Raw genomic sequence first — 20,650 nt, forward strand, 5'->3', positions numbered from 1 at the left:
GGGCGGGGACCGACCCCGAACTGCCCGACCGCTCTGAGGAGCGATAAACGATGTTCGAGAGGTTCACCGACCGCGCGCGGCGGGTTGTCGTCCTGGCTCAGGAAGAAGCCCGGATGCTCAACCACAACTACATCGGCACCGAGCACATCCTCCTGGGCTTGATCCACGAGGGTGAGGGTGTCGCCGCTAAGGCCCTGGAGAGCCTCGGGATTTCGCTCGAGGCTGTTCGCCAGCAGGTTGAGGAGATCATCGGTCAGGGGCAGCAGGCCCCGTCCGGCCACATCCCCTTCACCCCGCGGGCGAAGAAGGTCCTGGAGCTTTCGCTCCGAGAGGCCCTCCAGCTCGGCCACAACTACATCGGCACCGAGCACATCCTGCTCGGCCTGATCCGCGAGGGCGAGGGCGTCGCCGCCCAGGTCCTCGTGAAGCTGGGCGCCGATCTGAACAGGGTCCGGCAGCAGGTCATCCAGCTGCTCTCCGGGTACTCCGGAGGCGGCAAGGAGTCGGCCACGGCAGGCGGCCCGGCCGAGGGGACCCCCTCGACCTCGCTCGTCCTCGACCAGTTCGGCCGCAACCTCACCCAGGCTGCCCGCGAATCCAAGCTCGACCCGGTCATCGGGCGCGAGAAGGAGATCGAGCGGGTCATGCAGGTGCTGTCCCGCCGGACCAAGAACAACCCGGTCCTCATCGGCGAGCCCGGCGTCGGCAAGACCGCCGTCGTCGAGGGCCTGGCCCAGGCCATCGTCAAGGGCGAGGTGCCCGAGACCCTCAAGGACAAGCACCTCTACACCCTCGACCTGGGCGCCCTGGTCGCCGGTTCCCGTTACCGCGGTGACTTCGAGGAGCGCCTCAAGAAGGTGCTGAAGGAGATCCGCACCCGCGGCGACATCATCCTGTTCATCGACGAGCTCCACACCCTCGTGGGTGCGGGCGCCGCCGAGGGCGCGATCGATGCCGCCAGCATCCTCAAGCCCATGCTGGCCCGTGGTGAGCTCCAGACCATCGGTGCCACGACCCTGGACGAGTACCGCAAGCACCTCGAGAAGGACGCGGCGCTGGAGCGCCGTTTCCAGCCGATCCAGGTGGCGGAGCCTTCCCTCCCCCACACGATCGAGATCCTCAAGGGACTGCGCGACCGCTACGAGGCCCACCACCGCGTCTCCATCACGGACGAGGCCCTCGTGCAGGCGGCCACCCTGGCGGACCGCTACATCTCGGACCGCTTCCTGCCGGACAAGGCGATCGACCTGATCGACGAGGCCGGCTCCCGGATGCGCATCCGCCGGATGACCGCACCGCCGGACCTCCGCGAGTTCGACGAGAAGATCGCGAACGTCCGTCGCGACAAGGAGTCGGCCATCGACTCCCAGGACTTCGAGAAGGCGGCCTCCCTCCGTGATTCGGAGAAGCAGTTGCTGGCGGGGAAGGCCAAGCGCGAGAAGGAATGGAAGGCCGGCGACATGGACGTCGTTGCCGAGGTCGACGGCGAGCTCATCGCCGAAGTCCTCGCGACCGCGACCGGCATTCCCGTCTTCAAGCTGACCGAGGAGGAGTCCTCGCGACTCCTGCGCATGGAGGACGAGCTCCACCGTCGCGTCATCGGCCAGAAGGACGCCATCAAGGCCCTCTCGCAGGCGATCCGCCGTACCCGTGCGGGTCTCAAGGACCCGAAGCGTCCCGGTGGCTCGTTCATCTTCGCCGGCCCCTCCGGTGTCGGTAAGACCGAGCTCTCCAAGACGCTCGCCGAATTCCTCTTCGGCGACGAGGACGCGCTGATCTCCCTCGACATGTCGGAGTTCAGCGAGAAGCACACGGTTTCCCGTCTCTTCGGTTCGCCCCCCGGCTACGTGGGCTACGAAGAGGGCGGCCAGCTGACCGAGAAGGTCCGCCGGAAGCCGTTCTCCGTCGTCCTCTTCGACGAGGTCGAGAAGGCGCACCCGGATATCTTCAATTCCCTTCTGCAGATCCTGGAGGACGGTCGCCTGACCGACTCCCAGGGCCGGGTCGTGGACTTCAAGAACACGGTCATCATCATGACGACCAACCTGGGTACGCGGGACATCTCGAAGGGCTTCAACCTGGGCTTCGCGGCCCAGGGCGACACCAAGACCGGATACGACCGGATGAAGGCGAAGGTCAACGAAGAGCTCAAGCAGCACTTCCGGCCCGAGTTCCTGAACCGCGTCGACGACACGGTCGTCTTCCACCAGCTCACGCAGGAAGACATCATCCAGATCGTCGACCTGATGATCGCCAAGGTGGACGAGCGCCTCAAGGACCGCGACATGGGCATCGAGCTCAGCGGTGAGGCGAAGCAGCTCCTGGCGAAGCGCGGTTACGACCCGATCATGGGTGCGCGCCCGCTGCGCCGGACCATCCAGCGCGAGATCGAGGACATGCTGTCGGAGAAGATCCTCTTCGGCGAGCTGCGCCCCGGTCACATCGTGGTCGTGGGTGTGGAGGGTGAGGGCGACGACGCCAAGTTCACCTTCCGCGGCGAGGAGAAGACGGCTCTGCCGGACATGCCTCCGATCGAGGCGACGGGCTCCGGCCCGGACCTCTCCAAGGGCGCCTAGCCCCAGCCGCACGTAGCAGTACGAAGGGCGGCCCCGGGACCGAAAGGTCCCGGGGCCGCCCTTCCGCGTGCGGGGGTGCGTTGCCCCGGGAAGCCGGCCGTACACGTCCTCCGGGCGGTGACAAGCCGCACAGGGCAAATCGGACCTCCTACCACCTTTCGTAGATCGAGTGTCCGTTTTGCCCCCCGCTTCCCCCTGGTGGGGGGCCGTCAACAGGTACGGGTGGCCCGTCCGCATCTACGAGGTTCGGTAGTAAAAGGGCGGTTTGGGGCAGGGCAGGGGGCCGGGTTACCAAAGTGGGCGAGCCCAGCCCGGTACCCCTCGGCAGTCGCCGAGCGCGCCGGGCGGCTTGTTGCCCTGTTCCCGGCCCCGGAGGTCCCCGCATGTCCGCGAAGCGCGTCAGCACCCGTCGTACCCGTCTCGCCCTCGTCGCCACCGGTCTCGGTGCGGCCCTGGCTCTCGGGGCGGGGACGACCGCCGCCTTCGCCGACGAGGCACAGAGCGCCCTCACCGGTACCGCCGGGCTCGTGGCCGCCCAGGCGCAGGCGCAGGCGAACGCCGCCGGCACCGCCGCGAAGCCGGTGGTCACCTGGAACAAGCCGGTCGCCCACTACACGCTCTCCGCGACCTTCGCCCAGGCCGGCGGCCTGTGGGCGCACAAGCACTCCGGTCAGGACTTCGCCTGCCCGATCGGCACCCCGGTGCACGCGGCGAGCGCGGGCGTGGTCGTGAAGGCCGGCCCCAACGGCGGCGGCGACGGCCCGGCGTACGGCAACGCCATCGTGATCCGGCACGCGAACAACACGTACTCCCAGTACGCCCACCTCTCGCGGATCCAGGTCAAGATCGGCCAGAAGGTCGCGATGGGCGCCCAGATCGGTCTCTCCGGCAACACCGGGAACTCCACGGGCCCGCACCTGCACTTCGAGATCCGCACGACCCCGAACTACGGCTCGGCCGTCAACCCGGTCGCCTTCCTGCGCAAGGTCGGCATCACCGTCTGAGTCCCGTTCCGCCCGGGGCGGGGGCGGCGGCCGTAGCCGCGGGACCCCACCCCGGGCGGGGGCTCAGTACAGCAGCCAGGCAGACGTCCGGCGGGCCATCGGGTCGAGCTTGCCCGCCTTGAGGGCGTCGACGCGGTCCTGCGGCAGGGCATCGGCGTAGATCCGCAGGCTGTCCAGGGCGCCGTTCCAGGGGGCCGTCCAGTTGTCCTGGTGGCGGGAGCGGCCGAGCTGGAGCGGGCCGGGGGCCGGGAAGATGCCGGCGGCCACCGGCGCCTCGTTCGCCTTCTTGCCGTTCACGTACAGGGTGATCTTCTTGGCGGGGGCGTCGTAGGCCGCCGTCAGCTCCGAGAAGGTCCTGACCATCTTCGAGCTCACGCCGGAGACGACCGTGGTGGTGTTCTCGGCGCCCTGGTCGCCGGTCTGCACCCGGAAGACCCAGGCCGGCTTGCCGTTGACCTCGTCCAGGCCCAGCTCGAAGGAGAACGACTTCTCGTTGCCCTGGCTGAGGGCGATCTGGCGTCCCGTGGCGGTCCGGTTCCAGACGCGGGCCGAGACGGTGAAGCTCTTGGACGTGTCGACGACGCGCTGCTGGGACTCGGCGAACGAGTTCGGGTTGCCCTTGAGGCGGACCTCGTAGCGCTTGTCGATGGGGAAGACCCCCGCGTCGGGGCCCATCTTGAGGTTGGACTTGCCGATCTGGTCCCGGATGGTCGTCTGGTCGCCCGGCACGGTCGGCGTGAGGTCGGTGGGCGTCCCGTTCTGGGAGGGGGAGGCGGATGCCGAGGGCTTGCCGTCGGCGCCCTCGTCCGGTCCGCCGTCCTTGCCCTTGCCGAACAGCAGGAAGGTTCCGCCGCCGACGAGCAGCGCCACCACCGTCACCCCGCCGACGATCAGCCAGAGCCGCTTCTTGCGCCGCGCCGCCGCCGAGCGGTCCGCGAGCGCGTCCCAGTCGGGCTGCGCGCTCTGCGCCGGCGTCGGGAAGGGCTGCTGGGGCTGCTGCGGGGGCTGCGCCTGCTGGTAGGGGCCCTGCTGGTAGGGGCCCGGCTGGGGCTGCTGCTGCGGGTAGCCGTAGCCGCCCGGCTGCGGCGGCGGACCGAAGCCGCCCGGCGCCTGGTGGTCGCCGGGAGCGCCGGGCGGGTAGCCGTAGCCGCCGGAGGCGGGAGTTTCCGGCGGGAACCCGTAGCCGCCGCTCCCCGGGGCGGGCTGCTCGGGCTGCGGGCTGCTGGGGGGATTCGTACCGTCGGTCATTCCACGGATGCTAAGACATGAGCCGTTCGGAGCGAACGTCCGCGTATTGCGATCGGGAACCGATCGCGATCAAGCACCCCGGGAGCCCGGCTGCCCCGGTGGCTGGAGGATCGGGAAACTGCCCGTCGCCGTCGGCGCGTGCTCCGGCAGCCACAGCACCGCCACCGCCCCGGCGGCCGCGGCCTCGCCCGCCGTGCCGCCCCGCGCCGCCACGTTGCGGAACGTCAGCCGGGCGCCCAGGACCCGCGCCTGACCCTCCGCGATGGTCAGCCCCAGCCCGTGCCCGACCCCGGCCCGGTCCGTGGACCCCGTACGGAAACGGCTCGGCCCCTCGCGCAGCAGCGCCTCGGGGAAGCCCGGCCCGTGGTCCCGTACGCGCACCACCCGGCCCTCGATGTCGACCTGGACCGGCGGCTGCCCGTACCGTCCCGCGTTGGCGAGCAGGTTGCCCAGGATCCGCTCCAGGCGGCGCGGATCGGTGCTGACGATCTCGTCCGCGACGACCCGTACGGACGCCTCCGGCATCAGCGACCGCACCCGCCGGGTCACGAACTCGCCCAGCGCCACGTCCTGGAGTTCGGCCCGCTCCGAGGCGCTGTCCAGCCGGGCCACCTCCAGCACGTCCTCGACCAGCGCCCGCATCGCCTGCGCCCGGTCCCGTACGAGTTCGGTCGGCCGGCCCGGGGGCAGCAGTTCCGCCGCGGTGAGCAGCCCCGTCACGGGGGTGCGCAACTCGTGCGCGATGTCGGCGGTCACCCGCCGCTCGGCCTCCACCCGCTGCTGGAGGGTGTCCGCCATGGCGTCCACCGCCCGCGCGAGGTCGTCCGTCTCGTCCCGTACGACGCCGCCCACCGCGTCCCGTACCCGCACGTCGGGATCGCCGTGCGCCACCCGCTGCGCGGCGGCCGCGGCCTTGCGCAGCCGGCGCGAGATCTGCCCGCCGATGAGCACGCCGAGCGCCGAGCCGGCGAGCACCACGGACAGCGAGCCGACGACCAGCGCCCGGTCCAGGTCGCGCACCATGTTGGCGCTCTCGCGGAACTGGGTGTGCAGCGACACCACCTGCCCGTTGCCGAGCGGCACGGCGGCCCACACCTCCGGGAGCCCCCTCGGGTTCTCCTGGACGTACGTCCCGCGCCGCCCGCTGCGGGCCTTCTCGCGCAGTTCGGCCGGCAGGTCGGGGTCGTTGAGCTTGGCGCCCATGGGGGGCTTGCGCCCGGCCTCGGCGTTGCGGGAGATGAACTGCACCCGGTCCAGCTGCACCTCGCGGGCGCTCTCCAGCATCGACACGCGGGCAGCGCTGTGCACCACGAGGCTCAGCGCGACGGCGATCAGCGCACCCACCGCGGCGACGGCGAGGGCGATCTTCCAGCGGATCCCGGTGCGCAGGGTGAACTGCTTCACAGCATGGACCGTTTCATGCCTTGAGCTTGTATCCGAAACCGCGGACCGTCTCGATCCGGTCCTGCCCGATCTTGGTGCGCAGCCGCTGCACGTGGACGTCCACGACGCGGGTGTCGCCGCCCCAGTCGTAGTCCCACACCCGCTCCAGCAGCCGGTCGCGCGAGAGAACGGTGCCGGGCGCGGAGGAGAACTCCAGCAGCAGCCGCATCTCGGTCGGGGTCAGTGCCACGGGGGCGCCCGCCTTGCGCACCTCCATGCCCTCGGTGTCGACCTCCAGGTCGCCGAAGGCCAGCACCCCGCGCTCGCCGGAGTCCCCCTCGCCGGCCGCCGGACCGCTGCCGTTCACACCGTTCGCGTGGCCGAAGCGGCGCAGCACGGCGCGGATCCGGGCGACGAGGACGGAGCCGTCGAACGGCTTGGTGACGTAGTCGTCGGCCCCCGCCTCCAGGCCGAGGACGACGTCGATCGAGTCGGCGCGCGCGGAAAGCATGATCACCGGCACGGTGGACTCGTCGCGGATGCGGCGGCACAGGCTCACGCCGTCCATGCCGGGCACCATCACGTCGAGCAGGGCGATGTCGGGGCGGTTCGCCCGGAAGGACTCCAGGCCGGCCAGGCCGTCGGGCATGGCGGTGACCACGAAGCCGTCGCGTTCCAGCGCCAGGGTCGTGGCCTCGCGGATGACGTCGTCGTCCTCCACGAACAGCACATGCGTCTCGGCCATGCGGAGCCTCGCTTCAGTTCTTGGGGGACACGGCCGGGGCGGGCTGGCCGTCGCCGTCGACGTTGCTGTAGTCCGTGTGGACCCGGTCCTGCTCGGCGAACTTGTCCCCGGTCCACCGGTACGTGATCACGTCCTCGCCGGACGGGTAGGAGAGGGCGTCGCTCTTGCCGTACACCGGCTTGGTGACCACCAGGTCGCCGCGGTCGATCTCCGCGTAGACGGGGGGCTGCTCGTCCGCGAACACGTTCTCGTACTTCGCGCCGTCGGCGCGGTACACGTACGAACCGCGCCCCAGCGCGTCGGCGCAGGACAGTACGTTGACCACGATGTCGACGACCGGGCTGCCGGTCACCTTCCCGTAGCTGACGTCGACGGGGTACTCCTTGCCCGTGCAGGGCTTGAGGTCGCGCTTGACCTCGGCGCTGACCTTGGGGTCCGCCTTCAGCAGCGCGACCGGGTCGACCTTCGCGGCCGGCCGGCCCGAGGCGGCGGCGGAGGACTGGCCCTGCGGGGACGCGGCCGAGCCGGCCGGCGTGCCGGTCCGGGCCACGGTCTCGGTGCGGGCCGGGCCGCCGTCGCGCAGCCCCGTGCCGCCGGTCGCGCAGCCGACCGCGAGCAGCCCGGTGCCGACGAGGACGACCGTCCCCGCCGACATCAGCACCAGCGGCTTCCTGCCGCCGGCGGCCTTGCCATGGCCGTTCAGGCCGCGCACCGCTCCCGCCCCTCGTACCGTGCCGTGTGGTCGCCGCGCTCCAGCGCGCGCATGTCGAGGTCCCGGCTCTCCAGCTCCTGCCGGAGGCGGGCCAGTGCGCGGTGCAGGGTGCTCTTCACGGTTCCCGTCGACATGCCGAGCGCCGCTGCCGTCTCCTCGGTGCTCATCTGCTCCCAGTGTCGCAGCACCACCACACTGCGCTGCTTGGGGGCGAGGACCTTGAGGATGTCCATCAGCAGGGCGCGGTCGGCACGCTGGTCGGAGCCGTCCTCGACGGAGGCGTCCGGGAGCTGCTCGGTGGGGACCTCGTCGAGCTTGCGGGCGCGCCACCACTCGGTACGCGTGTTGATCATGACTCGGCGCAGGTAGGCGTCGGCCAGCGCCTTGTCGGCGATGCCGTCCCAGCGGCCGTACGTGCGCACGAGCGCGGTCTGCAGGAGGTCCTGGGCGTCCGTGGGGTCCGGGACGAGGCGCCGGGCGCTGCGCAGCAGCGCGTCCTGCCGGGTGCGTACGTACTCCTCGAATTCGAGTACCTCGCCGTGCGCCATCTCAGACCGCCTCCGTTCCGTCCCACCGTGCATCCGCCGCTTACGGATCCGAAGGTACGGAGGCGTTGTCACGGCACTGTGCGGGTCAGCCTTCGGTGGGCGCACGGACACCCGTAGATTGTGTAACAACGCCCGTGAGCTGCGGTTTCCCCGGCCGAAGCGGAGCCGCAGAGTCAACTTCGTGCGGCTCCGCGGCCGGGCCGGCCGGGCCCCGGCCTCAGCTCCGCGGCAGCCGGTACATGCCCTGCGCGAGCGGCTCCACCAGCCCGTCGGAGACCAGCCCGTCCAGCGCCCGCGCCCGCTGCACCGGTTCGTCCCAGACCGTGTCGAGCACGGACTGCGGAACCGGTCCCACCGCCTCCCGGAGCACCGCGAGCAGCCTGCCGCGCACCTGCCGGTCGGTACCGGCGTACGTCTGCCCCCGCCGCGGCGGCCCGTCGTGCGGCGGCTTCCCGGCGAGCCGCCACGCGCACTGCGCGGCCACCGGACAGCGGCCGCAGTCCGGGGACTTGGCCGTGCACACCAGCGCGCCGAGCTCCATCGAGGCCGCCGCCCAGCGCGCCGCGGTCGCCTCCTCCTCGGGCAGCAGGGCCCGGGCCAGGCGCCGTTCGGCGGCGGTCGTGGCGTTCGGCGGGTACTCGACGCCGATCGCGGTGCGGGCGAAGACCCGGCGGACGTTGGTGTCCAGCACCGGGTGCCGCTGCCCGTACGCGAAGGAGGCCACCGCGGCCGCCGTGTACTCGCCGATCCCGGGCAGCGCGAGCAGCTGGGCGTGGTCCCGCGGTACGTCGCCCCCGTGCCGTTCCGTTATCGCGACGGCCGCGCCGTGCAGGCGCAGGGCCCGGCGCGGGTAGCCGAGCCGGCCCCATGCCCGTACGGCCTCGCCGGGGGCCTCGGCGGCCAGGTCGGCGGGGCGGGGCCACCGGGCGAGCCACTGCTCGTACACCGGCAGGACCCGGCTGACCGGGGTCTGCTGGAGCATGAACTCGCTGACCATGACCCCCCAGGGGCCGGCCTCGGGGCGGCGCCAGGGCAGGTCGCGGGCGTGCTCGTCGAACCAGGCGATGACGGGGGAGTGCAGCGCGTGGGCGACGTCGGGGGAGGGGAAGGTGGATGCAGTCATGGCACACGCATCCTGGCACGTTTCGCCCCTGCCGCGCCGGGCCCGGCGCGGCGGACAGGGCGGCGCGGGCGTTCCCGGGCGACGCCGGACTCCGACGCCCCGGAGCCGAAGACCGTGACCCGGCCGGGCGTGGCGGAGCGTGCACGGTCACCGTCCGTACGCAACACCCGGACGCGGAAGGGCCCCCGTATGGCCTGATCTTTTCGGCCGGAAGGGGCCAGCGGGATGATCATCGGCAAAACAAGCCGGATGCGCGGCATGTGGGGCGCTGATCGCGCCGCCGGTTCTCGTAAAGTTCCGTCCGTGGGATCACTGCGCAATCCGGTCGGGCCGCTCCCCTCCTCCATCTACTGGCGACGGAGGGCTGTGCTGGCGTCCGTCGCCGCGCTCCTCGCGCTGCTCGCCGTATGGACCGTCAGTTCCGGCGGCGGGAAGCCGAGTACGAACGGCGAGGGCAAGGGCGGGCCGCGTCCGGTCACCTCGATCACCCCCGGTCCCTCGGGCTCCGGCCCGGCGATCAGTCAGGCGCCGGGCGGCCGCGGGGACTCCGGTTCCGGTGGCGGCCCCGGAGCGGGTTCCGGTACGGGTGCGGGCGCGGGCAAGAACGGTGAGACGGGCGGCAGTGGACCGGGCGACGGCGGCGCTGCCGGCGCCGCGGCCCCGGTCCCCGCGGACTCAGCCCTGCCCACCTGCGCGCCGGGCGTGGTGCAGTGGGAGGTCAAGAGCGTGAAGAACGAGTACGAGGCGAACGAGAAGCCCCGGCTCGAACTGGTCGTCCGCAACGTGTCCGGCACCACTTGCAAGGTCGGACTCGGTCCGAAGCAGGCCGTCATGACGATCACTCAGGCGAGCGGCAACAAGCCGGTCTGGTCGGGCGCTGACTGTCCGGCGGGCGCGGGGAACGTCTTCTTCCGGCTGCCCGCGCAGGGCGAGGCGAAGCAGTCGCTGGAGTGGGACCGCAAGCCGAGCGCGCCCGACCAGTGCCAGACGCCTCCGCCGGGCTCGGCCGCCCCGGACACCTACGTGGTCGAGGTCAAGGCCCCGGGCATGCCCGTCGCCCGTACCTCGTTCGTCCTCAAGCAGGACTGAGCCGGCCCGGTCCCCGGCCCTTATACGTAGCGTTCGAGGATCGAGGACTCGGCCAGGCGGGAGAGGCCCTCGCGGACGCTGCGCGCACGGGCCTCGCCCACGCCGTCCACGGTCTGCAGGTCGTCCACGCTCGCGGCCAGCAGCTTCTGCAGGCCTCCGAAGTGCTCGACGAGCCGCTCGATGATCGCCCCCGGCAGCCGGGGCACCTTCGCCAGGAGCCGGTACCCGCGCGGCGACACCGCCGAGTCCAGCGTCTCCGGCGAGCCCGTGTACCCGAGGGCCTTCGCGACGATCCCCAGCTCCAGCAGCTCCGGGTGGGTCAGCGCGTCAAGCGCCGGCAGCGCCTCGTCCACCGTGCGGGAACGCTTCGCCGTGGGTTCCGGAACGTAGTCCCGGATCACCAGTTCCCGTTCCTGCTCGATCCCGACCGTCAGCTCGTCCAGCTGGAGCGACAGGAGGCGTCCGTCGGTGCCGAGTTCCACCACGTATTCGGCGATTTCCGTGGCAATACGGCGAACCATTTCCAGCCGCTGGGCGACCGCCGTCACGTCGCGCACCGTGACCAGGTCCTCGATCTCCAGCGCCGACAGCGTCCCCGCGACCTCGTCCAGCCGCAGCTTGTACCGCTCCAGCGTGGCCAGCGCCTGGTTCGCCCGGGACAGGATCGCCCCGGACTCCTCCAGGACCCGGCGCTCGCCGTCCACGTAGAGCGCGATCAGCCGCATCGACTGCGACACGGACACGACGGGGAATCCGCACTGCTTCGAGACCCGGTCCGCCGTGCGGTGCCGGGTGCCGGTCTCCTCCGTCGGGATCGACGCGTCGGGGACCAGTTGCACGCCCGCGCGCAGGATCTTGGTGAGGTCCTTGTCGAGGATGAGGGCGCCGTCGAGCTTGCACAGCTCGCGCAGCCGGGTCGCGGTGAACTCCACGTCCAGCACGAAACCGCCGGTGCACATCGCCTCGACGGACTTGTCCATGCCGAGGACGATGAGGCCGCCGGTGTTGCCGCGGACGATCCGTTCGAGACCGTCACGGAGGGGCTGACCAGGTGCGACGGCGCTCAGCGAGGCCCGCATCATGGCTTCCTGCCTGGAGCTCGCGCCCGACTTCCCGGATGCTGCTGCACCGTCCTTGGCTGCCACTGCACTCCTCCGGTCGCGGGTTGCGCCGCCTGCGTACGGCCGGGCGGACCAGCACAAAGTCTACCGGCGCGCTCTGCGCCCGCGCCGTGCCTTGTCCCGTATCGCCGCCGCGGGATCCCGGGCGGGGCCGCGGGGGCAGCCGCGGGCCGGGCCGCGGGACCGGCGGCCCGGACCGGGACGGGCGGCCGGGGCTACTCGGCTGCCCGCTCCCGGGCAGGCGTACGGGTGCGGCCGCGCGGCAGGACCCGTAGCGCGTCGCCCATGTCGGCGACCTCGATCACCTTCATGCCCGCCGGTACCTTCCCCGGATCGCCCGGGACCAGCGCGTGCGTGAACCCGAGCCGGTGGGCCTCGGCGAGCCGCCGCTGGACGCCGGTCACCCGCCGCACCTCGCCGGCGAGGCCGACCTCCCCGATCGCGACGAGGTTCTTCGGCAGCGGAACGTCACTGGCCGCCGAGGCCAGCGCGAGCGCGATCGCCAGGTCCGCGGCCGGCTCGGTGAGCTTCACCCCGCCCACCGTCGCGCTGTAGATGTCCCGCTTGCCCAGCGCCGTGATCCGGCCGCGCTGCTCCAGCACCGCCAGCATCATCGAGACGCGCGAGGTCTCCAGGCCAGAGGTGGTCCGGCGCGGCGAGGGGATCTGCGAGTCCACCGTCAGCGCCTGTACCTCGGCGACCAGCGGCCGCTTGCCCTCCAGCGTCACCGTCAGGCAGGTCCCCGGGACGGCCTCCGCGCGGCGGGTCAGGAACAGCCCGCTCGGATCGGCGAGCCCGATGATCCCCTCATCGTGCAGCTCGAAGCAGCCGACCTCGTCCGTGGCCCCGTACCGGTTCTTGATGCCGCGGACCAGCCGCAGCCGCGCGTGCCGGTCGCCCTCGAAGCTCAGCACCACATCGACCAGGTGCTCCAGCAGCCGGGGGCCGGCGATGGCGCCGTCCTTAGTGACGTGGCCGACGAGCAGGGTCGACATCCCGCGCTCCTTGGAGGCCCGGATCAGCGCCCCGGCCACCTCGCGGACCTGCGCCATGCCGCCGGGCGCGCCGTCGATCTCGGGGGAGGCGACGGTCTGTACGGAGTCCAGGATCAGCAGGGAGGGCTTCACGGCGTCGAGGTGTCCGAGGACGGCGGACAGGTCGGTCTCCGCGGCGAGGTAGAGGTGGTCGTTCAGCGCGTTGATGCGGTCGGCCCGCAGCCGGACCTGGCTCGCGGACTCCTCGCCCGTCACGTACAGGGTGCGGTGGCTGTCACTGGCCGCCTTCGCCGCGACGTCCAGCAGCAGCGTCGACTTGCCCACGCCCGGCTCGCCCGCCAGCAGCACGACGGCCCCCGGCACGAGTCCGCCGCCGAGCACCCGGTCCAGCTCGTCCACACCGGTGCTGCGGGCGGTCGCCGTGCGGCCGTCGACCTGGGCGATCGGCACGGCGGGGGCCGAGACCCGGCCTGCCGCGGTGGTGCGCACGGCGGGCGCGCCCATCTCCTCGACGGTCCCCCACGCCTGGCACTCCGGGCACCGGCCGAGCCACTTCGCGGTCGTCCAGCCGCACTCGGAGCAGCGGAAGGACGGCCGGTCCTTGGCGGATGAACGAGATGTACGGGCAGCCATGCGCACACCGTAGCCGCAGCCACCGACACCGCCGCCGGCCGAGACCGGTACGACCGGCCGCCGGACGGCGCGAGCGACCGCGGCCGGCCGCCGCGTCAGGGGCGCTGTCAGCAGGAGCCCGATCTGTTCACCCGTAAGGGCTAAAACCGCTGAAGGCTTCCGGACCGTCAGCGGCACGCCGCCTACGGTCGCCGAGTGAACAGCAGCAACCAACCACACCCCCCGGCGCGCACCGGCGCACACCGGGCGCAGGGGCGCACGCCCTCCCGTGGACCGGAACCGGGCCACGCGGACGAGCAGCCGCCCCCCTTCCGCCACGAGCCCTACCTCGACGGACTGTTCACCTACTGCCTGTCGGTGCTGTGTGACCACGACACCGCCACCGACGTGCTCGGTGATGTCCTTGCCGTCGCCGAACGGTATCCCGGCCGGTGTCCCGACGAAGGGGACCGGAGGGCCTGGCTGTACGCACTGGCCCGCTGGGGCTGCCTGACCCGGCTGGGCGAACAGCGGCGCACGCGCCAGGGGGCGCATTCCGCCCGGCGCACGCCGGAGCACACCGAGCAGGAGCGTGCGCCGGAGGCGCTTGACGTCAGCGCCTACCGCCGTACCGAACTGGCCCGCCTCGCCTGGCCCGAAGCCGCCGGAACCACCCCCGAGCAGCGGGAGGCCCTCGAACTGGCCGTCCGCCACCGGCTCGCCGTGCCCGAGCTGGCCGCCGTCCTCGGCACCCAGGCCGCCGCCGCCCGGGAACTGCTCACCGGCGCCGCCTGCGAGGTGGAGCGCACCCGCGCCGCCCTCGCCGTCGTCGAGACCGGCAACTGCCCGGCCGTGTCCCGCCTCGCCGGCGACGGCCAGGTCCTGCTGTCCACCACCTTGCGCGCCGAACTCGTACGCCACGTCGACGACTGCCCGCGCTGCCGCCGGGTCGCCGAACGGGTGGGCGCCGCGGCCCCCTGGCCCGGCTCCGGCGGTGTCCACACCCCCGGGCTCCCGCTGGTCCCCGCCCCGCGCACCGCCGTCCACGCCGCGATGCTGCGCTCCGGCCGGCGCCGCCGGGGCGGGCCCGGCCCGCGCTTCGACCGCACCGGCTTCCCGATGGATCCCAAGGACCGCGCGGCGCGCCGCGACCGGCTCCGGGCGCGGGCGGTCACCACCACCGTGGTCGCCACCGTCGTCGCCGCGCCCGTCCTGGCGCTGTGGGCCGCGTACCGGGGCGCTCCCACCACCGGCGAACCCGTCGCGGGCAGCGCCGCCCGGATCTCCGCCAGCGAATCGGACCTCCCGCCCGCGGCCGTCGGCGGGCACCCCCTCGCCGCCTACCGGAACGCCGGCAACACCGCCCACACCACCGGCGAGCCCGGCTTCGCGCCGGGCGCCGACGTACCGGACGTCTCCGTCGAGGTGATCAGCCCCGGCGCGTCCGACACCCCGGAACCGGGCGGTCCGGGCGCCCCGGGCCACATCGGCGTGACCGCCGCGACCCGTGGCGGCACCACCTTGCTCACGCTCACCGCCTCCGGCGGCGCCCCGGTGCACTGGCGGCTGTGGTCGGACGCGTCGTGGCTGCGGGCGAGCCGGAACGCGGGCACCCTGGCGCCGGGAGAATCGGTCAACCTGTGGATCACCGTCGACGCCGCGGCCCAGCCGGTCGGCGCCTGGACGGCCAGGGTCGGGATCGACCCCGACGGCGCGGTGGTCTCCATCCGGGGCCGCGGCCGCCCGGCGCCGGATCCCACGCCCCCGGTGACCCCGGATCCGACGCCGACCCCCACGCCTCCGGACCCGACGCCGACGCCGACTCCGACGCCCACTCCGCCCGCGACCCCGGATCCGACGCCGACCCCGACGCCGCCGAGCCCGACGCCGACTCCGACGGAGCCCGCAGGAACGGTTTCCCCCGACCCGGCCCCCTCCGGCCCGGCGGCGTAACGGCCGTCGTCAGGCCCGGCCGGCCGGCGGGGCCGGGTCCGCCGGGTGCGGGGCCATCGGCAGCAGCGAGGCCAGCCGCGCCTCGCACAGCTTCACCAGCTCCGCATAGGCCTCCTCGCCCATCAGCTCCGTCAGCTCGGGCCGGTAGGACACGTACACCGGCTCCCCGGCGCCGTGGGCGGAGGTGGCCGAGGTGCACCACCAGTGCAGGTCGTGGCCGCCCGGGCCCCAGCCGCGCCGGTCGTACTCGCCGATCGACACCTGGAGCACCCGGGTGTCGTCGGGCCGGTCGATCCAGTCGTACGTACGCCGGATCGGCAGCTGCCAGCACACGTCGGGCTTGGTCTCCAGCGGCTCCTGGCCGCTCTTCAGCGCGAGGATGTGCAGCGAGCAGCCCGCGCCGGCCGGGAAGCCGGGCCGGTTCAGGAAGATGCAGGCGCCGTCCCAGCGGCGGGTCTGCTTCTCCCCGTCGTCGTCCGTCTGAGTCCAGCCGGACGCGCTGCCGACGTCGTGGAACTGCCACAGCTCGGGCGTCAGGCGCGCCACGTTCTCGGCGACCCGCTTCTCGTCGTCCTCGTCCGAGAAGTGCGCGCCGAGCGTGCAGCAGCCGTCGTCCGCCCGGCCGGCCTGGATGCCCTGGCAGCCGCTGCCGAAGATGCACGTCCAGCGGGAGGTCAGCCAGGTCAGGTCGCAGCGGAAGACCTGCTCGTCGTCGGCGGGATCGGGGAACTCCACCCAGGCCCGGGGGAAGTCGATGCCCTTCTCGTCGGCCACGACCTTCGGCTTCTTCTTGGGGGTCTTGGACATGTTGGCCTTCTTCGTATTTGGCACAAACCCAAGCCTAAGCGCCCCTTACCTCACCCATACGCGACGAGCCCAGTAGCGTTTCCGGTTATGAGACTCGGTGTCCTTGATGTGGGTTCGAACACGGTTCATCTGCTGGTGGTGGACGCGCACCCCGGTGCGCGCCCGCTGTCGGCGCACTCGCACAAGGTGGAGCTGCGGCTCGCGGAGCTGCTGGACGAGCGCGGTTCGGTCACGCCGGCGGGCATAGAACGGCTGGTGTCGGTGATCGGCCACGCCGTCCAGGCCGCCGAGGACAAGGGCTGCGAGGACCTGCTGCCGTTCGCGACGAGCGCGGTGCGGGAGGCGACGAACGCGGACGAGGTCCTGGCCCGGGTCAAGGCCGAGACCGGCATCGACCTCCCCATCCTCAGCGGCGAGGACGAGGCCCGCCTCACGTTCCTGGCGGTGCGGCGGTGGTTCGGCTGGTCGGCGGGGCAGCTGCTGGTCCTGGACATTGGCGGCGGCTCGCTGGAGATCGCGTACGGCATCGACGAGGAACCCGACGCGGCGGTGTCCCTCCCGCTGGGCGCGGGCCGCCTCACCTCGGCGTGGCTCCCGGGCGACCCGCCGGCGCCGGCCGACGTGAAGGCGCTGCGCCGCCACGCGCGGGCGCAGATCGCCCGTACGGTCGGCGAGTTCAGCCGCTTCGGGACGCCGGACCACGTGGTGGCGACGTCGAAGACCTTCAAGCAGCTGGCCCGGATCGCGGGCGCGGCCCGCTCGGCGGAGGGCCTGTACGTGCAGCGGGACCTGACGCGCAAGGCGCTGGAGGAGTGGGTCCCGCGGCTGGCGACGATGACGACCGCCCAGCGGGCCGCCCTGCCGGGCGTCTCGGAGGGCCGGGCGCACCAGCTGCTGGCGGGGGCGCTGGTGGCGGAGGGCGCCATGGACCTCTTCGGCGTGGACGAACTCGAAATCTGCCCCTGGGCCCTCCGCGAGGGCGTCATCCTCCGCCGCCTGGACCACCTCCCGACCTGAGCCTCCGGCGGTGGGCGGGCCGTGTGCGGCTCCGGCCGTCGCAGGGATACGAACCGGAACCGGGCCTGCCGGCGCGGTCCGGGCATTCCAGCCTCGCCGGCGTTTGAGGCGCGGGTCCGGGCAGAGCCCGGTGCCCGGCGGAGCCGGGTTGGCCGTGCCGCCGCCCGAGCGGGCCGGTCCTCGCCGATGTGGGTCCCGCCCCGACATGGACGCGGCCCGCCGGGCCGAGGCGCGCCCCCGTACCCCCGCCCCGCCCGGGTACGGCAGCGGCATCGGTAACCTGTCCCCGTGGCGAAACCACCCCGGACCCCGACCCCCAAGGTCGCCCTCTCCACCGCCTCCGTATACCCGGAGTCCACGGCGACCGCCTTCGAGACCGCCGCGCGCCTCGGCTACGACGGCGTCGAGGTGATGGTCTGGACGGATCCGGTCAGCCAGGACATCGACGCGCTGCGCCGCCTCTCCGACCGGCACGGGGTGCCGGTGCTCGCCATACACGCCCCCTGCCTCCTCATCACGCAGCGCGTGTGGTCCACCGACCCCTGGACCAAGCTCCGCCGCGCCCGGGCCGCCGCCGAGCGGCTCGGCGCGAGCACCGTCGTCGTGCACCCCCCGTTCCGCTGGCAGCGCCAGTACGCCCGCGACTTCGTCACCGGCATCTGGCGCATGGCCGACGAGACCGACGTCCGCTTCGCCGTCGAGAACATGTACCCCTGGCGCTACCGCGACCGCGAGATGCTCGCGTACGCGCCCGAGTGGGACGTCACCAAGGACGACTACCGCCACTTCACCGTCGACCTCTCGCACACCGCGACCGCCCGCACCGACGCCGCCGCCATGGTCGACCGGATGGGCGACCGCCTCGCCCACATCCACCTCGCCGACGGCAACGGTTCCGCGAAGGACGAGCACCTCGTCCCCGGCCGCGGCACCCAGCCCTGCGCCGAGCTGCTGGCCGGCCTGGCCCGCACGTCCTTCGACGGGCACGTGGTGATCGAGGTCAACACCCGCCGAGCCATGTCCTCCGCCGAGCGCGAGGCGGACCTCGCCGAGGCCCTCGCCTTCACCCGCGCGCACCTCGCCGCCGTCCCCGCCGCGCCCAAGCCGGTCCGCCGCCCGTGACCGAGCCCGCACCCCGCCCCCGCCGCGGCCCCGGCCGCCCCCGCCAGGACGAGGCCGACGAAGGCCCCGGCACGCAGGAGCGCATCCGCGTCGCCGCCCGCGCCGAGTTCGCGGCGCGCGGCTACGACAAGACCTCCGTACGCGGCATCGCCAAGGCCGCCGGGGTGGACCCGGCCCTGGTGCACCACTACTTCGGCAGCAAGGACGACCTCTTCGCCGCCGCAATCGAGCTGAGCCTGGAGCCCGCCCTGGTCGTCCCGCAGATCCTCGGCGGCGGCCCCGAGGGCATCGGCGAACGCCTCGCCCGCTACTTCCTGGGCGTGTGGGAGAACCCCGTCACCCGGGTGCCGATGATCGCCGTCGTGCGGTCGGCGCTCACCCACGAGGCGGCGGCGAAGGTGCTGCGCGGGCTGATCCTGCGCCGGGTCCTGGAGCGGGTCGCCGCCGACCTCGACGTGCCCGACCCCACCTTCCGCGCGGAGCTCGCCGCCTCCCACATGATCGGCATCGCGGTGCTGCGCTACGTGGTCCAGGTCGAGCCCCTCGCGTCCGCGGAGCCGGAGGCCATCGTGGCCCTCGTGGCACCCACGCTGCAGCGCTACCTGACCGAGGACTGAGCCGCCCGTCCCGGCATCCGGACACCCTGTCCGCATCCCGGGCGAGGAGCGTAGCCTCGTAACCGAGCCTTATCCACAGTCGCGGCGGCGTGCGAACGCCCCGTACTCATGGGGAGTGAACCCGATGCCCGAGCTGAGGTCCCGCACCGTCACCCACGGCCGCAACATGGCAGGCGCACGTGCGCTGATGCGCGCTTCGGGCGTAGCGAGCGCGGACATCGGGAAGCCGATCATCGCGGTCGCCAACTCCTTCACCGAGTTCGTCCCCGGCCACACCCACCTGGCCCCGGTCGGCCGCATCGTCTCCGACGCCATCCTGGCCGCGGGCGCCATCCCGCGCGAGTTCAACACGATCGCGGTGGACGACGGCATCGCCATGGGCCACGCCGGCATGCTGTACTCCCTGCCCTCCCGCGACCTGATCGCGGACTCGGTCGAGTACATGGTCGAGGCGCACTGCGCCGACGCGCTGATCTGCATCTCCAACTGCGACAAGATCACCCCCGGCATGCTGATGGCCGCCATGCGCCTCAACATCCCGGTCGTCTTCGTCTCCGGCGGCCCGATGGAGGCCGGCCAGGCCACCCTGGTCGACGGCACCGTCCGCAAGCTCGACCTGATCGACGCCATGGTCGACGCCTCCAACGAGAACGTCTCCGACGAGGACGTCCTGCGCATCGAGGAGAACGCCTGCCCGACCTGCGGCTCGTGTTCGGGCATGTTCACCGCCAACTCGATGAACTGCCTCGCCGAGGCCATCGGCCTGGCCCTCCCCGGCAACGGCTCGGTCCTCGCGACGCACACCGCCCGCCGCGCCCTCTACGAGAACGCCGGCCGGACGGTCGTGGAGATCACCAAGCGCTACTACGAGCAGGACGACGCGTCGGTCCTGCCCCGCTCGATCGCCACCCGCCAGGCCTTCGAGAACGCCATGGCCCTCGACATCGCCATGGGCGGCTCCACGAACACGATCCTGCACCTCCTCGCCGCCGCCCAGGAGGCGGGCCTGGACTACGACCTCACCGACATCGACGAGGTCTCGCGGCGCGTCCCGTGCCTGTCCAAGGTCGCGCCGAACGTGGCGCCCGGCGGCACGTACTACATGGAGGACATCCACCGCGCCGGCGGAATCCCCGCCATCCTCGGCGAACTGCACCGCGGTGGCCTCCTCAACAAGGACGTCACCACCGTCCACTCCGAGAACCTCGAAGACTGGCTCGCCACCTGGGACGCCCGCTCCGGCACGGCGTCCGAGGAGGCCATGGAGCTGTGGCACGCGGCCCCCGGCTGCAAGCGCTCCGCGACCGCCTTCTCCCAGTCCGAGCGGTGGGACACCCTCGACCTGGATGCCGAGGGCGGCTGCATCCGCTCCGTCCAGCACGCCTACTCCAAGGACGGCGGACTGGCCGTGCTGCGCGGCAACATCGCCGCCGACGGCTGCGTGGTCAAGACGGCCGGTGTCGACGAGTCGATCTGGACCTTCGAGGGCCCGGCCGTGGTCTGCGAGTCGCAGGACGAGGCCGTCGACAAGATCCTGCGCAAGGAGATCAAGGCGGGCGACGTCGTCGTCATCCGCTACGAGGGCCCGCGCGGCGGCCCCGGCATGCAGGAGATGCTCTACCCGACCTCCTTCCTCAAGGGCCGCGGCCTCGGCAAGGTCTGCGCACTGGTGACCGACGGCCGCTTCTCGGGCGGCACCTCGGGCCTGTCCATCGGCCACGCCTCCCCGGAGGCGGCCTCGGGCGGCACCATCGCCCTGGTGGAGGACGGCGACCGGATCCGGATCGACATCCCTAACCGCTCCATCGAGCTGCTGGTCCCCGACGAGGAACTGGAGGCCCGCCGCGAGGCCCTCGGCGGCGTCTACGCCCCGAAGAACCGCGAGCGCAAGGTCTCCGCCGCGCTGCGCGCCTACGCCGCGATGGCCACGAGCGCCGACAAGGGCGCGGTCCGCGACGTTTCCCGCCTGGGCTGAGCC

17 protein-coding genes are annotated in these 20,650 nt (G+C 72.7%); 8 read left to right on the plus strand and 9 right to left on the minus strand.

All coding sequences use genetic code 11. The features are described 5' to 3' along the window. The first annotated feature begins 50 nt into the window (after positions 1 to 50). Entirely contained in the window at positions 51 to 2,576 is a 2,526-nt protein-coding gene (locus tag ACWGH1_RS03555; protein WP_453355881.1) for an ATP-dependent Clp protease ATP-binding subunit, read from the plus strand. Between the two features lie 383 nt (positions 2,577 to 2,959). Further along, on the plus strand, positions 2,960 to 3,580 hold the full coding sequence (locus tag ACWGH1_RS03560) for a M23 family metallopeptidase (protein ID WP_453353547.1): 621 nt from the start codon (positions 2,960 to 2,962) through the stop codon (positions 3,578 to 3,580). A 63-nt stretch (positions 3,581 to 3,643) separates the two neighbouring features. Here the strand turns inward: ACWGH1_RS03560 and ACWGH1_RS03565 are convergent, their stop codons facing one another. The 6 genes from ACWGH1_RS03565 to ACWGH1_RS03590 form a co-directional block, all read right to left on the minus strand. Further along, complete coding sequence (locus ACWGH1_RS03565; protein WP_453353546.1) at positions 3,644 to 4,828, minus strand: LamG-like jellyroll fold domain-containing protein; 1,185 nt, start codon at positions 4,826 to 4,828, stop codon at positions 3,644 to 3,646. 69 nt (positions 4,829 to 4,897) lie between these two features. Next, entirely contained in the window at positions 4,898 to 6,232 is a 1,335-nt protein-coding gene (cseC, locus tag ACWGH1_RS03570) for a two-component system sensor histidine kinase CseC (protein ID WP_453353545.1), read from the minus strand. A gap of 13 nt (positions 6,233 to 6,245) precedes the next feature. Further along, a complete protein-coding gene (gene cseB, locus ACWGH1_RS03575) occupies positions 6,246 to 6,956 on the minus strand; it encodes a two-component system response regulator CseB (protein WP_453353544.1) in 711 nt (236 codons plus the stop codon). 13 nt (positions 6,957 to 6,969) lie between these two features. After that, positions 6,970 to 7,611: a hypothetical protein gene (locus tag ACWGH1_RS03580; protein ID WP_453353548.1), complete on the minus strand. Its 642-nt coding sequence runs from the start codon at positions 7,609 to 7,611 to the stop codon at positions 6,970 to 6,972. A gap of 44 nt (positions 7,612 to 7,655) precedes the next feature. Further along, on the minus strand, positions 7,656 to 8,216 hold the full coding sequence (locus ACWGH1_RS03585) for a SigE family RNA polymerase sigma factor (protein WP_136217549.1): 561 nt from the start codon (positions 8,214 to 8,216) through the stop codon (positions 7,656 to 7,658). A 217-nt stretch (positions 8,217 to 8,433) separates the two neighbouring features. After that, positions 8,434 to 9,339 carry an A/G-specific adenine glycosylase gene (locus tag ACWGH1_RS03590; RefSeq protein WP_453353543.1) on the minus strand — a complete coding sequence of 302 codons (906 nt, stop codon included), beginning with the start codon at positions 9,337 to 9,339 and terminating at the stop codon, positions 8,434 to 8,436. 303 nt (positions 9,340 to 9,642) lie between these two features. On the opposite strand from ACWGH1_RS03590, the gene ACWGH1_RS03595 reads away from it, so the two are divergent. Continuing rightward, positions 9,643 to 10,428, plus strand: a complete 786-nt coding sequence (locus tag ACWGH1_RS03595; protein ID WP_453353542.1) for a hypothetical protein — start codon at positions 9,643 to 9,645, stop codon at positions 10,426 to 10,428. Between the two features lie 20 nt (positions 10,429 to 10,448). On the opposite strand, the gene disA is transcribed toward ACWGH1_RS03595, so the two are convergent. After that, positions 10,449 to 11,573: a DNA integrity scanning diadenylate cyclase DisA gene (gene disA / locus ACWGH1_RS03600; protein WP_453353541.1), complete on the minus strand. Its 1,125-nt coding sequence runs from the start codon at positions 11,571 to 11,573 to the stop codon at positions 10,449 to 10,451. A gap of 191 nt (positions 11,574 to 11,764) precedes the next feature. Continuing rightward, positions 11,765 to 13,177, minus strand: coding sequence for a DNA repair protein RadA (radA, locus tag ACWGH1_RS03605; RefSeq protein ID WP_453353540.1), 1,413 nt, complete (start codon positions 13,175 to 13,177; stop codon positions 11,765 to 11,767). 195 nt (positions 13,178 to 13,372) lie between these two features. Here radA and ACWGH1_RS03610 point away from each other — a divergent pair, with 195 nt between their 5' ends. Then, a complete protein-coding gene (locus ACWGH1_RS03610; RefSeq protein WP_453408386.1) occupies positions 13,373 to 15,109 on the plus strand; it encodes a BACON domain-containing protein in 1,737 nt (578 codons plus the stop codon). Positions 15,110 to 15,118: 9 nt separating this feature from the next. Here the strand turns inward: ACWGH1_RS03610 and ACWGH1_RS03615 are convergent, their stop codons facing one another. Continuing rightward, positions 15,119 to 15,940 (minus strand): hypothetical protein, encoded by an 822-nt coding sequence (locus ACWGH1_RS03615; protein ID WP_453408387.1) that lies wholly within the window; start codon positions 15,938 to 15,940, stop codon positions 15,119 to 15,121. Positions 15,941 to 16,003: 63 nt separating this feature from the next. Here ACWGH1_RS03615 and ACWGH1_RS03620 point away from each other — a divergent pair, with 63 nt between their 5' ends. From ACWGH1_RS03620 to ilvD, 4 genes are all read left to right on the plus strand, one after another. Then, complete coding sequence (locus ACWGH1_RS03620; protein WP_453354848.1) at positions 16,004 to 16,933, plus strand: Ppx/GppA phosphatase family protein; 930 nt, start codon at positions 16,004 to 16,006, stop codon at positions 16,931 to 16,933. Between the two features lie 288 nt (positions 16,934 to 17,221). Next, positions 17,222 to 18,055 carry a sugar phosphate isomerase/epimerase family protein gene (locus ACWGH1_RS03625; RefSeq protein WP_453354847.1) on the plus strand — a complete coding sequence of 278 codons (834 nt, stop codon included), beginning with the start codon at positions 17,222 to 17,224 and terminating at the stop codon, positions 18,053 to 18,055. Further along, the gene (locus ACWGH1_RS03630; RefSeq protein ID WP_453354846.1) at positions 18,052 to 18,672 is read left to right on the plus strand and encodes a TetR/AcrR family transcriptional regulator; all 621 of its coding nucleotides are present in this window, start codon (positions 18,052 to 18,054) and stop codon (positions 18,670 to 18,672) included. The genes ACWGH1_RS03625 and ACWGH1_RS03630 overlap by 4 nt, the downstream gene beginning before the upstream one ends. Before the next feature lie 124 nt (positions 18,673 to 18,796). Next, the gene (ilvD, locus tag ACWGH1_RS03635; RefSeq protein ID WP_453354845.1) at positions 18,797 to 20,647 is read left to right on the plus strand and encodes a dihydroxy-acid dehydratase; all 1,851 of its coding nucleotides are present in this window, start codon (positions 18,797 to 18,799) and stop codon (positions 20,645 to 20,647) included. Positions 20,648 to 20,650 lie beyond the last annotated feature (3 nt).

The organism is Streptomyces sp. NPDC054883 (assembly GCF_053610645.1).

Coding starts and splice junctions, on each gene's coding strand:
- ACWGH1_RS03620 (WP_453354848.1), top strand. CDS start 16,004: ATGAGACTCGGTGTCCTTGATGTGGGTTCGAACACGGTTCATCTGCTG.
- ACWGH1_RS03590 (WP_453353543.1), bottom strand. CDS start 9,339: ATGACTGCATCCACCTTCCCCTCCCCCGACGTCGCCCACGCGCTGCAC.
- ACWGH1_RS03585 (WP_136217549.1), bottom strand. CDS start 8,216: ATGGCGCACGGCGAGGTACTCGAATTCGAGGAGTACGTACGCACCCGG.
- radA (WP_453353540.1), bottom strand. CDS start 13,177: ATGGCTGCCCGTACATCTCGTTCATCCGCCAAGGACCGGCCGTCCTTC.
- ACWGH1_RS03555 (WP_453355881.1), top strand. CDS start 51: ATGTTCGAGAGGTTCACCGACCGCGCGCGGCGGGTTGTCGTCCTGGCT.
- ACWGH1_RS03560 (WP_453353547.1), top strand. CDS start 2,960: ATGTCCGCGAAGCGCGTCAGCACCCGTCGTACCCGTCTCGCCCTCGTC.
- ACWGH1_RS03565 (WP_453353546.1), bottom strand. CDS start 4,828: ATGACCGACGGTACGAATCCCCCCAGCAGCCCGCAGCCCGAGCAGCCC.
- cseB (WP_453353544.1), bottom strand. CDS start 6,956: ATGGCCGAGACGCATGTGCTGTTCGTGGAGGACGACGACGTCATCCGC.
- ilvD (WP_453354845.1), top strand. CDS start 18,797: ATGCCCGAGCTGAGGTCCCGCACCGTCACCCACGGCCGCAACATGGCA.
- ACWGH1_RS03580 (WP_453353548.1), bottom strand. CDS start 7,611: ATGTCGGCGGGGACGGTCGTCCTCGTCGGCACCGGGCTGCTCGCGGTC.